The sequence below is a fragment of the Sphingomonas sp. NPDC019816 genome (genome assembly GCF_050274375.1).
GTDB lineage: Bacteria > Pseudomonadota > Alphaproteobacteria > Sphingomonadales > Sphingomonadaceae > Sphingomonas.
In genome coordinates, this window is the sequence record NZ_JBNNOB010000116.1 from 1 (window position 1) to 11,899 (window position 11,899).

General features: G+C 66.7%; 8 protein-coding genes and 1 tRNA gene. 1 reads left to right on the forward strand and 8 read right to left on the reverse strand.

Translation table 11 applies throughout. The annotated features are described in order from the left end of the window. The 3 genes from ACQKJZ_RS14830 to ACQKJZ_RS14840 form a co-directional block, all read right to left on the reverse strand. The coding region (locus ACQKJZ_RS14830; RefSeq protein ID WP_427731934.1) for a GspE/PulE family protein at window positions 1–656 on the reverse strand (656 nt) is incomplete at its 3' end. A 130-nt stretch (window positions 657–786) separates the two neighbouring features. Continuing rightward, window positions 787–3,009, reverse strand: a complete 2,223-nt coding sequence (gene gspD, locus ACQKJZ_RS14835; protein WP_427731922.1) for a type II secretion system secretin GspD — start codon at window positions 3,007–3,009, stop codon at window positions 787–789. After that, a complete protein-coding gene (locus ACQKJZ_RS14840) occupies window positions 3,006–3,839 on the reverse strand; it encodes a type II secretion system protein N (RefSeq protein WP_427731924.1) in 834 nt (277 codons plus the stop codon). Before ACQKJZ_RS14840 ends, gspD begins: the two co-directional genes overlap by 4 nt. A gap of 93 nt (window positions 3,840–3,932) precedes the next feature. On the opposite strand from ACQKJZ_RS14840, the gene ACQKJZ_RS14845 reads away from it, so the two are divergent. Continuing rightward, entirely contained in the window at window positions 3,933–4,616 is a 684-nt protein-coding gene (locus ACQKJZ_RS14845; RefSeq protein WP_427731926.1) for a prolyl hydroxylase family protein, read from the forward strand. Window positions 4,617–5,030: 414 nt separating this feature from the next. Here ACQKJZ_RS14845 and ACQKJZ_RS14850 read toward each other — a convergent pair whose 3' ends face one another. The 5 genes from ACQKJZ_RS14850 to ACQKJZ_RS14870 all read right to left on the reverse strand — a co-directional run. After that, entirely contained in the window at window positions 5,031–7,871 is a 2,841-nt protein-coding gene (locus ACQKJZ_RS14850; protein ID WP_427731928.1) for a TonB-dependent receptor domain-containing protein, read from the reverse strand. A gap of 113 nt (window positions 7,872–7,984) precedes the next feature. Then, entirely contained in the window at window positions 7,985–9,616 is a 1,632-nt protein-coding gene (locus ACQKJZ_RS14855) for a hypothetical protein (RefSeq protein ID WP_427731930.1), read from the reverse strand. Between the two features lie 648 nt (window positions 9,617–10,264). Further along, window positions 10,265–10,339 (reverse strand) — tRNA-Val (locus ACQKJZ_RS14860). 61 nt (window positions 10,340–10,400) lie between these two features. Continuing rightward, the gene (locus ACQKJZ_RS14865) at window positions 10,401–10,700 is read right to left on the reverse strand and encodes an HU family DNA-binding protein (protein WP_427731936.1); all 300 of its coding nucleotides are present in this window, start codon (window positions 10,698–10,700) and stop codon (window positions 10,401–10,403) included. Window positions 10,701–10,882: 182 nt separating this feature from the next. Beyond that, window positions 10,883–11,899, reverse strand: a 1,017-nt coding sequence (locus ACQKJZ_RS14870; RefSeq protein ID WP_427731932.1) for a S16 family serine protease, incomplete at its 5' end; no start/stop codon positions are given.

An 11,899-nucleotide genomic window follows, 5' to 3' on the forward strand; every position in this document is an offset into this window, starting at 1 on the left:
CCGGCATTCTCCTTGTCGAGGATACGCAGCACGAACCGCTCGCCCGCCCGGCTGGGCAGCGTCGAGACACGCACGTCGAGCAGCTTGCCACCCAGCGTCAGCGCCATGCGCCCGTCCTGCGGCACCCGCCGCTCGGCGATGTCGAGCCGGGCCATGACCTTGATCCGGCTGACCACGACGGGGGCGACATGCGGCGGCATGCGCAACGTCTCGCGCAGCACGCCGTCGATGCGCATGCGCACGACGAGGCCGGTCTCGTACGGCTCGATATGGATGTCCGACACGCCGTTGCGCGCGGCATCGGCGATGATGCCGTTGATGAGGCGGATGGCGGGCGCGTCGTCGGCGGTGTCGAGCAGATCCTCGGCGGTCGGGATACCGTCGGCCAGCATGTCGAGTTCGTCGCCCATGCCGACCGCCGCGATCGCGGTCGCCTGTCCGTCCATCGCATAGGCGTCGGACAGGAGGCGGTCGAAGGCGGGGCCTTCCACGCGCGCAATGGCGAAGGGGCGGCCGATATGACGGCGCAGCTCGATCAGCGCGCGCGGGTCTGCGCCTTCGCGAAGCGCCACGGTCAGTGGGTCAGCGGTCTGGACGACTGTGCCGAATTTGCGGGCGAAGCCGTAGGGGATGGTCAGGGGGGCGACCAGTTCCAGCGTTTCGGGGACGTCATCGGCGGCGGGGAGCGGGAGAGCGAGGTGCCCTCCCCCATCCCCTCCCGCCTGCGGGAGGGGCGTGCCCAGCGGCAGGGGGACGGTGTCCCCCGTGGGGAGGGGTTCGCTTGCGTCAGTCACGGCGCTTGATCGGTTCTACCGACTTGGCGACGGGGACGGCGATGCGCGGGTCCTCGATATTGCCGGGCATCGGCGCGTGCGGGATCGGCGGCGCGGCGTTCATATAATCGCGGACCAGCTCGTCGATCGAAGGTTCGACGCCGGGCTGGGCATAGCCCTGCAACTGGCGGAGATAGCCATAACGCTGTTCGGTGACGCGGCGGCTGTCCTCGGGCGTGCGCAGGATCGTCGGGCGGATGAAGACCATCAGGTTCGTCTTCGACCGGCTGCGCGCCTTGGACCGGAACAGCGCGCCTAGGCCGGGAATGTCGCCGAGCAACGGAATCTTCTCGATCGTGCGCCGCTCATTGTCGTCGAGCAGGCCGCCGATGACCGTGATCTGGCCGTCATCGGGGGTGAAGACATTCTCGAAGGCGCGCTTGTTGAGGATCAGCTCGCTATTGTTGCTCGACACCGGTCCGGCGATCGAGCTGACTTCGAGGCGGACATAGAGCTTCAGCGATCCGCCGGCATTGACCTGCGGTTTGACGTCGAGCTGGATGCCAACATTCTGGCGCTGCACGGTGCGGAAGGCATTGTCGAAATTGTTCGACAGCGCCTGGCCGGTCGTCACCGGGATTTCCTGGCCCACCAGGCTGTGCGCCTGCTGATTGTCCAGCGTGATGATGTGCGGCACCTGGAGCAGGTTCGAGGTCGTGTCGCTCTTCACCGCGTTGATGATCGCGCCGAACACCGTGTCGCCGATCTGCCCGCCCCAGCCGGCAAAGCCACCGGTCGTGCCCAGGATCGACTGTACCGCCGACTGGGTCAGCTGGTTGAACGAGGCGTTGGGGACGTTGGTCTCGGTGCGCGTGCCATCGGGGGCGACGACGACGGTGCGGTTGCCGCCCAGCGTCTGCGCGCCCACCGCGCCCGCGATCTGCAGGATGTTGGGCGCGGTATTGCCATAGGTCGAGGCCGCGAACGCCCCGCCCGACAGGCTGCCGAGCAGGAACTGCGCGCCCAGCCGCCGCGCGGTCTGGTCCGACACCTCGGCGACGATCGCCTCGATCAGCACCTGCTCGCGGCGCACGTCGAGTTGGCGGATGACCTCGCCGATCTGACGCTGGATGTCGGCGGGGCCGGCGATGACGATGGCATTGGCGCCGGTGAAGCGGGTGACGACCGCCGCCGTCCGCCCGCCTTGCGTGCTGATCGCGGGCTGCTGGCCATTCTGCCCGCCGGCCCCGGGGGCGCTCTGCGCCTGGGGCTGGGCGACCGGCTGGATACGCTGCGCGATCGAGGTGCCCGCCGCCGAGCCGGCCTGGCTGTTGGTCTGGGTGAAGCTGCCGCGCGATAGGGTCGTTTCCTGCACTGGATCGGGCTGTTGGCCGACCAGCTGCTGGAGCACGGGCAGAAGCTGCTCGGCATCGGCATTTTGCAGGAAGACGACGCGGATTTCGGTGCCGCTCTTGGCCTTGTTATCCAGGTCAATTGCGATCTGGGCGAAGCGCGCCACGCTAGACGGATCGCCGCGCAGCGCGATCGAGTTGGAGCTGTCGATCGCCACGACCGACACGCCGGTCGAGCCCTGCGGCCCACCGCCACTCTGGCCACCGCCGCCGCCGCCCGCCAGCGTCTGGAGCGCGGTCGCGATCTCGCGCGCGCCGGCATTGCGCAGCGCGATGACGCGGGTCGAGGCGTTGTCGGCGTCGATCCGGCGGACGACCTCGCGGACGCGGCGGATATTGTCGGCGAAATCGACCACGACCAGGCTGTTTCCGGCGCGATTGGCGGTGACCGATCCCTGCGCGCTGACCAGCGGACGCACCGTTTCCAGCGCGCTGTTCGCGTCGATCGCGCGCAGGCGGATGATCTCGGTGACGTAGGAATTGCGGTTCGCGCCGCCGGCGCCGATGCGGCTGGGCTGCGAGGCGGCGTTGTCGATCGGCTGAACCCGGAACGCGCCGCCCGAGGTGGGCACCGCGACCAGGCCGTTGGAGCGCAGCGTCGACAGGAAGATCTCGAAATATTCGGACCGCGACAGCGGCCGGTCGGTCACCACCGTCACCTTGCCGTTGACCCGGCTGTCGATGATGAAGGTGCGGCCCGTCACCTTGGCGGCATCGGCGATGAAGGCGCGGATGTCGGCATCACGGACGTTGAGCATGGTCTGCGCCTGCGCGCCCACGGCGAGCGCCAGGGCCAGAACCGAACCGAGAACGAGCTTTTTCATGGCTTGGATGCTGCAATCTGAAGGGACAGCGGCAGCGTCTGATCGCCCCGCTCGACCGTGATGGAAAGAGAGCCGCCTTGCGCGAAGTCGATCGCCAGACGGTCGATGTCACCGGGGCCGATTACCGGCCTGCCGCCCAGCGCGGTGACGACATCGCCTTCGCGCAGGCCCGCCGCACGGAACGCCGCGCCCGATCCGATCGGCCGGACGACCAGCCCCGAGACGCGGCCGCCCTCAAGACGCGGGATGAAGCCGATGTCCTGACGCAATTGGGCGAGCGCCACGCCCTGCCCCGATGGGGCCGGCGCGGCGGGAACGGGCGCCATGCCGGGGGCGGTACCGGCCGCCGGCGGCGCATCGGACTGGTCGAGATACAGGTCCTCCGTCGCGCCGCCGCGATCGATGGTGATATGGTCGAACGCGACCGCCTTCAGCGTGACGCCGGGCTGGATCTCGCCACCGACCGAAACCGAGCGCTGGACGCCGTCCGGCCCCGCGACGATCGCCGATCCGCGCCCCGACGCCTCGTCGATACGCGTGCCGAACAGGGTCAACTGCAGATTGGTGACGGTGGCTGTTGCGGCCTGCTGCCCCTGCAAACGGAAAAAAGGATCGAAGCCGTCGAGGATCGCGGCGGTCGATCCGGCGATGACCGGCGCCGCCGGACGCCACTCACCCAGCGGCGATACCGGCGTCGCCAGCACCCATAGCAGCCGCGCGCCCTGAATGGCGAGAACCGCCATCAGTGCCAGCTCCGCCACCGAATAGACATTCACGACGGGCAGGCGCCGCAACCATCGGCGCCCACGCGCGTCGAACTTCAACCGCATGAAACCTGACCCCATCCGCTTTTTTCGCACTAGGCATGGCATGTTACATGTTTGCGTCAAAGCCCCGAAACATGTTTGTCATATGGGTTTCCCATGAGCGATGCGATGAACGCCCCGTCCGACAGGTGCCCCGATCTGGGCAATGGCCTTGATTCCGAACCGATTGTGGCGCGGCTGACGGCGACGCTAGGTGTCCAGCGCCTACCCAGTCCCAAACTGACGCTGTTCGTCAAACGCGGCGTGCTGCCACCCGAACTCTGCGCCGAACTGATGACCCGAATCGATGCGGTACGCCGCCCCTCGACCATCGCGGACCCCAATGGCGACCATGCCTTTCGTACCAGCGAGACCGGCGACCTGCCCGTCGACGATCCGGCGGTGATCGAAACCGAACGGCATATCGCGATGCTGACCGGGCTGTCGGCCGCGCATGGCGAGCCGATCCAGGGACAGCGTTATGCGGTGGGTCAGGAATTCAAACCGCACACCGACTATTTCGACCTGAACGGCGCCGACTATCATCGCTATTGCGGGCTGTCGGGTAATCGCACCTGGACGGTCATGCTTTACCTCAACACACCCGAGGCCGGCGGCGCGACCCGGTTCAAGGCGGCGGACAAGATGATCCAGCCCGAACCCGGCAAGATGGTCGCCTGGAGCAACCGCCGCGCGGACGGCTCACTCAACCCCGCCACGCTGCACCAGGCGATGAAGGTCCGGGCGGGCGTCAAATATGTGATCACCAAATGGTATCGGGAACTGCCCTGGCGGGGGTGAGCGGCCGTTAACACGACTTCCCACCTCGTTCGCGCTGACGCAGCCGACGTGCGCGACCCGGCGCGGGTGGCTTGGCGAGCGGAATCCCATGGCCTTCGACTACGCTCAGGCTGAACGGGGTGCGGGACGCCCCACTCCCAACCCCGCTTGCACGGATTCCCACCCCCGTTCGCACTGAACGAAGTCGAAGTGCACGCTCCGGTGCGGGTGGCTTGGCGGGTGGAATCCCTTGGCCTTCGACTACGCTCAGGCTGAACGGGGTGCGGGACAGCCCCACTCCCCCCGTTCGCACGGATTCCCATCTCCGTTCGCACTGAGCGAAGTCGAAGTGCACGCCCCCACCTCCGCCCCAAAACAAAAGGCCGCCGCCCGGATCACCCGGACGACGGCCCCTTGCCGACGAACCTTCCGCGATCAGAAGGTCGTGCTGATCCCCAGCGAGAAGACGCGGCCCAGATTATACCGGTTCAGATAGACGAACCGGCCATTCCCGAAGTCTTGACGCTCGTTGTAGCGTGTGCGGGTCAGGTTGCGCGCTTCGGCCTTCAGCTCGAACTTGCCGCCGGCCAGCTCGAAGCCCTGGCGCGCGACGAGGTCGAGGCGGATGCCCGGCACCTCGATGATGTCCGGCTGAAAGCCGTCACCCGACAGGTTCGAAGGGCCGCGATTGGTCACGCGGTTGCTGGCATAGTTGAACAGCAGCGTGATCTGCGACAGCGCGGCGGTGTCCTCGACGCCGAGTTGCAGATTGACCAGATGGTCCGACTGGCCGGTCAGCGACGCGCCGTCGCGGAACAGCAACTGCGCGGGGCCGAAGCCCGAGGCGCAGCCACGCAGGCCCGGCGAACCCGCCGCCGAGGCCGGGTTGGGTACGCAGGTCGAATCCGCGTTAATCTTCGACTTGGTGTAGGTGTAGTTGGCGATCGCGACCAGGCGGCGGGTCGCGAAGAAGTCGCCGCCCAGGCCCGATAGCGGCACGTACTTCTGCAACTCGACTTCGGCACCGTACAGGATAGCCGAGGGCAGATAGGTGAAGCCCGTCTGCAACCGATCATCCGCGCCGGTGTAGAAGCCGACCTGCTCGATCGGGTTCTTGATCCGCTTGTAGAAGCCCGCCAACGTGAAGCGCTGGTCGCGCGCATAGAACCATTCGTAGCGCGCCTCCAGGTTCCACAGCTCGCTGTCGCGCAGGTTCGGGTTGCCGAAGAACAGGCGGTCCGAGTCGGGATCGCGGAACTGCTGCGGCGCGAGTTCGCGGAATTGCGGCCGCGAGATCGTCTTGGCCCCACTCGCGCGCAGCTGCATGTCCGCCGCGAAGTTCCAGGTCAGCGTGCCCGCCGGCAGGAAGTAATCATTCTTCAGTCGCGTCGTGGCGCTCTGCACCGGAGTCACCGTCTCGACCGCGGTTTCGTAGCGGACGCCCGCCACCGCGCGCAGGCCATCGGCGACCTCGGCCTCGGCCTGGGCATAGCCGGCATGGACGTCCAGCTTGGCGTCATAGGCATAGGCGCCGGCCTGGGTCGAGAATTGCAGCTGCAGCGTGCACTTCGGATCGGCGCGCAGCGGGCAGGCGTTGTTGATGACGTCCGGGCTCAAGAGATAGTCGGGCCGGTACAGATTGTACGGGAAGCCCGGCGCGGTGCCCGCACCGTCGCTGGTCTGGTAGTTCAGCTGGATACGGCTCGAATAGCGGTCCGTGCCCTGATAGAAATAACCGGTGCTCAACGTGATCGGACGGTCGCTGTCGATCTTGTAGGAAAGGTCGGCCTGACCGGTCCAAAGATTCTCGTTGAGTTCCGAGAAGATGATCGAGGCGAACGGCGTGAAGCGCTGCGTCACCTGGAAAGCGCCGTTGCACTGGAAGCCGCCCGCGCCATTGGCACCGTCATAGCTGATCGGCAGGCCCGTCGTCGTGCGGCTCGAGCAGAGATAGTCGAACTGCCGCTCATAGGGCGCGTTGCGCTTGGAGTTGGCGAAGGCGCCGCGTGCGTCGAACTTCAGGGCATCGGTCAGCTTGAACTCGCCGACCAGCTGGCTTTCGATCAGCTGGCGCTCGAACCAGTTGGTGTTCTGCTGGAAGCGCAGGCCGCTGGGATTGTTGTACAGCTCGGCTGCCGAGCCGCGACCCTGCTTGAGCGTGTCGTGGATATAGACGTTGGTCCAGCGGATGGTGTTGTTGCCGAACTCATAGCCCAGGCCGACCAGCGCGTTGGCGACGATGCGGTTGTCGGTCAGCAGCGTGCGGAAATCGTTGCGCAGCGTCCCGTCGGGCGACACCGAATCCTGCTGGATCGCCGAGCGGGTGCGGAAGGTATTGGACAGGCTGAGCGACGAGATCACGCCCAGACGGTCGCTGCCGATGTCGAACACCGAACCGCCCGACAGCTCGCCCGACCAGTTGGCCGGCAGCTGGTTGTTGCGCTGGAGCAGCGTGGTCGAGGCGTTGGAGAGCTGCGCGACCTGCGCCGCCGGGATCAGGCCCGAACCGCGACCCGCCTGGATATCGCGCACGAACTGCGGCACGCCGCGCGTCCCGTCGTCGAAGCCCAGCCAGTCGGCATCGCCGCCGCGATAGGTATAGCCCAGTTCGCTGGTCGTGGCATCGTCCGCTGCCAGCGTGACGCCGCCCGAGATGAAGTTCTTGGCCGGGATCGCCTTGGTCGTCAGGTTGATGACGCCGCCGCCGAACTCGCCCGGATAATTGACCGAATAGGTCTTCTGGACCAGCGCCGAGCCGACGATGGTGGTCGGGAAGATGTCCAGTGGAACCGAGCGGCGCAGCGGTTCGGGGCTGGGCAGCGGCGAGCCGTTGAGCAGCGACGAGGAATAGCGGTCACCCAGACCCCGGACATAGACGAAGCCGCCGCCGACGACCGACAGGCCGGTGACGCGGGTCAGCGCGCCGGCGATGTCGCCTTCGCCCGTGCGCGCGATGTCGGCGGCCGACAGGACCGAGACGATCTGCGGCGTGGCGCGGATCGTGTTGGGGATGTTGCGGCCGACCACGACGATTTCGCTGCTGGCCGAGGCGTCGACACCGGGAGCCGAGATTTCGACCGGCTCTTCCATCGACTGGCCGTCCTGGCCGGTCGGGGTCTGGCTCTGCGGGGTCGCCCGCCCGTCGGGGCTGGTGGCGGTGGTGCTGGTCTGCGCGGGCGCAGGGGTGGCGCCGCCCGTCGTCTGCGCGAGCAGCGCCGGCGCGACGAGTTGCGAGGTCAGGAGCAGGAGGGAGGCATAAGCGAGGCGTCGCTGCATGGCCGGGTCATCCAATCAGATTTTCATGGGGGAAAGCCGGGGCGGCGATGATCCGCCACCCCGGCTTGCCGAGAGCGCCCGGAGAAGACCCAAGCGCATGGTTCAGCCGGGCCTTAGCGGCCGTTGCAGCTGAAATAGACCGAGGTGAAGACCGGCGGGCCCTGATCCTGCAGGTCGGCATTGGCGGCGCGGATCGTGGTGCGATCGGCGCCCGAGCCGGCACCCGCGATCAGGTTGACGCAGGCGACGCCCGATTGGGTCGACTTCACGATGCCGTTGATGAAGGTCATGTCCGCACCACCGCGCAGGCGGATCGCGGCGGGCGCGTTCGCGGTCTGGACGAAGGTGAAGTTGGCATAGCGGCCGAAGGTGCGCGGCAGCAGATCCTCGGCATTGTTCGAGTCGATCTCGGTCGAGAAGCTGTCCGCCGTCGCGCCCAGCGTACGCTGCGCCGCGATCATGAACTGCATGAAGCCGCGATAACCATTGTCGATGTCGAAGCCGTCATCGTCCGCGCCGGTGATCGCGATATACTTCAGGTTCGAGGTGCCGCCGAAGATCTCGATGCCGTCATCGGCCGAGTTGTGGCTCTGGATATGATCCAGAACGGTACCCGAACCGGTACCGCCCAGCGTGAGGCCCTGCAGTTCGTTGCCGTCCGAGATGGCGATGCCCGAATAGCGGATCTGGACATAGGACATCTGGCCCGACGAGTCGGCCTGGTTCGCGCCGCCATAGAAGCGGCCGGTCACGCCCTCGATCGCCAGCTGGCAGGTGGTCGAGGTACCGGCGGCATTGTTCGGGCCGGTGCCGGTGGCGCAGACGGCGGTCGGCGCACGGCCGAGCAGGATGATGCCGCCCCACTGGCCCTGGGTCGCGTCGGACACGCCGTTGTTCACCAAATTCTGCTGCGAGGTGAAGACGATCGGCGCGTCGCGCGTGCCCACGGCCGAAATCTTCGAGCCGCGATTGACGAGCAGCAGGTCGTTGGTCGCCTCGGTCGAGTCGGCCGCGATCACCACGCCCGGCGCGATGGTCAGGGTCGCACCGGTGCCACCGGTCGAGCCCAGATCAGTACCGACTTCGGTCTGGCCGCGCAGGCGATAGACGACGCCGGCGATCTTGGGCAGCGTCAGGTCGCTGGTGATGTTCTGCGGCAGGCGGCAGAAACGCAGCGTCGGCGAGGACGAGCTGTTGGTGCCGTCATCCGTGGTGCCGGTCGGGCAGGTCGAGGTCGACGCCGAATAGGTGCCGATCGAGGGCACCGCGGTGCAGCGCGCGCCCGAACCGCCGAATTCGGCCGATGTCGAGTTGCAGGTCCAGCCCTGGAAGGCGGTGTCCGACGGACCGTTCAGCGCGCCGACATAGTTGGTCGAGGTAAAGAAGCTGTTCAGCGTCGAGGGATCGGACGCGGTGGTCAGCGAGGTGCTGCTGGTCGGATAGATGCCGTTCAGCGCAGCCCCGGTGCCGTTGACGTTGTTGTTGCTGCCCGCGTTGACGATCGCGAGCTGCTCGTCGGCGGTGATCGTCACGCCATTGACCGTGGTCGCGGCGGCGAACTGCGCGGCGGTGATGGCGGCGGTCGGCGCCGGGGTGGGCGACGGGGTCGGCGTCGGCGCCGGCTGCACGATCACCACACTGCCCGCACCGGGCGAGGCCACGCTGTCCGCACCGCCGCAGGCGGCGAGTGCCGCGCAGGCCGAGCTGGTCATGAGAATGAGGCCGAAGCGCTTGATGCTCGCCATCGCCGAAAAACTCCCGATCTTATCGTTGCTGTGCGGGCGAGGGTCCGCCCGGCGATCGACTCGAGCCTGTTCCCCCTGGCCGATCCCGAGCCGGGCGTTAGGCGTGACAGATGACGCCAAGATGCCGTTTCAGAGAAACTTTTGTGACGGTTGCGAGTCGATTTCGTGACATCGCGGGGTTGGTGGGGTGGCGCGTGGGGTATGGCGGTTGGCTTGGCCCAGGATGAATGAGGCGGGGAATTGGGGTTATCGGTCAAGGACTTGCCTCCCACGCAGTTCGCCGGACGTGGAATGGCGGATCGTGTCGAGGCTGTTTGGGGTGGCTTTGGCCCTTGGCCTTCGACTTCGCTCAGGCTGAACGGAGGGGGGGTGCTTGGAGCGGCGGGCGGATGCACGCGGAACGGGGCAGCTGGGATCACGCCGAGCGGGCCTCAGGAAACAAGTTGGAGGGAAACCCAAGACATGGCCATCGCATGCCCGCCAAAACGCCCCACCATCCGTTCACACTGAGCGAAGTCGAAGTGCACGCCCCACGCCTGCGGCTTGCACCCCAACACCGCCGCCATCGCAACACCCCCGGCCCAAACGCAAAATGGCCGCCCGATCCACTTCCATTGGGAAGCGACCAGGCGGCCATTGCCATTTGCATGGTGGGCGCGACAGGGATTGAACCTGTGACCCCACCCGTGTGAAGGGTGTGCTCTACCGCTGAGCTACGCGCCCGGTAACCGGGAGACGGGCCTTTAGGCGGCGCATCCCTGCCTGTCCAGCCCCAAAACCGAAATTAGTTGACCGAGTCCTTCAGGAGCTTGCCCGGCTTGAACTTGGGCTGCGACGAGGCCTTGATCGTCATCGGCTCGCCGGTGCGCGGGTTGCGGCCGGTCGACGCCTTGCGCTTGGATACCGAGAAGGTGCCGAATCCGACCAGACGAACCTCGTCCCCCTTCTTGAGCGACGCGGTGATCGCATCGAACACCGCGTCGACGGCCTTGACCGCATCGCCCCGCACGAGGCCCGAGGAGTCGGCGACGGTGGCGATAAGCTCCTGCTTGTTCATTCCATAACCCCCTATGATCTCGACGATAAATCGAACGGACTCGATGCCGCCCAAAAAGAAAGGACTGATAATGACGTGGCAGCGCGCGCTGTCAAATCCCGTCGTTATGCAAAGCGAATGATTCCGTAAACAGAAGCGCAAGTCATTTGCATGACATAACGACGCGGGGGCCGCCGATCCAGGACCGGCGCCCCCCCGAAATGCGACGGTCAGTGGTGGCGTTCGCCCCCCACGGCCGGGATCGGCGCGGGCGGCAACGCCGCCAGTTCGTCCGCATCGGTCCAGTCGATCGCCTCCAGCGGCCCGACCAGCGCCAGGCGAAGCACCTCGTCGACATGCGCGACCGGCACGATCTTCAGCCCGTTCAGGATGTTGGCGGGGATGTCAGCCAGATCTTTCTCATTCTCCTGCGGGATGAGCACGGTGGTGATGCCACCACGCAGCGCCGCCAATAGCTTCTCCTTCAGGCCCCCGATCGGCAGCACGCGACCGCGCAGGGTGACCTCGCCGGTCATCGCCACATCCTTGCGCACCGCGATGCCGGTCAGCGTCGACACGATCGAGGTGACCAGGCCGATGCCCGCCGACGGACCATCCTTGGGCACCGCGCCCTCGGGCAGGTGGATATGGATGTCCTTGCGGTGGAACAGCGACGGCTTGATCCCGAAGCTGGGGCTGCGCGCCTGGACGAAGCTGAAGGCGGCCTGCACCGATTCCTTCATCACGTCACCCAGTTTGCCGGTGGTCTTCACCTGGCCCTTGCCCGGCACCGTCACCGATTCGATGGTCAGCAACTCGCCGCCCACCTCAGTCCAGGCGAGGCCGGTGACCGCGCCGATCTGATCCTCCTGCTCGGACAGGCCGTGGCGGAACTTCTGCACGCCCGCAAACTCATGCAGGTTCTCCGGCGTAATCGTCACCGACGTCGCCTTGCCCTCCAGGATCTGGCGCAGCGCCTTGCGGGCGAGACGCGCGATCTCACGCTCCAAGGTCCGCACGCCCGCCTCGCGGGTGTAGCGCTGGATCAGGGCACGCAGCCCCTCCTGGGTCAGCGTGAACTCGCCATCCTTCAGGCCGTGGGTTTCGACCTGCTTGGCGATCAGGTGACGCTCGGCAATCTCGACCTTCTCGTCCTCGGTATAGCCCTCCAGCCGGATGATCTCCATGCGGTCGAGCAAAGGCTGCGGCAGGTTCAGCGTGTTCGCGGTGCACACGAACATCACCCC

What these genes read in the sequence shown, in the direction of transcription:
- gspD (WP_427731922.1), bottom strand. Translation starts at nt 3,009, where the DNA reads ATGAAAAAGCTCGTTCTCGGTTCGGTTCTGGCCCTGGCGCTCGCCGTG.
- ACQKJZ_RS14840 (WP_427731924.1), bottom strand. Translation starts at nt 3,839, where the DNA reads ATGCGGTTGAAGTTCGACGCGCGTGGGCGCCGATGGTTGCGGCGCCTG.
- ACQKJZ_RS14855 (WP_427731930.1), bottom strand. Translation starts at nt 9,616, where the DNA reads ATGGCGAGCATCAAGCGCTTCGGCCTCATTCTCATGACCAGCTCGGCC.
- ACQKJZ_RS14850 (WP_427731928.1), bottom strand. Translation starts at nt 7,871, where the DNA reads ATGCAGCGACGCCTCGCTTATGCCTCCCTCCTGCTCCTGACCTCGCAA.
- ACQKJZ_RS14845 (WP_427731926.1), top strand. Translation starts at nt 3,933, where the DNA reads ATGAGCGATGCGATGAACGCCCCGTCCGACAGGTGCCCCGATCTGGGC.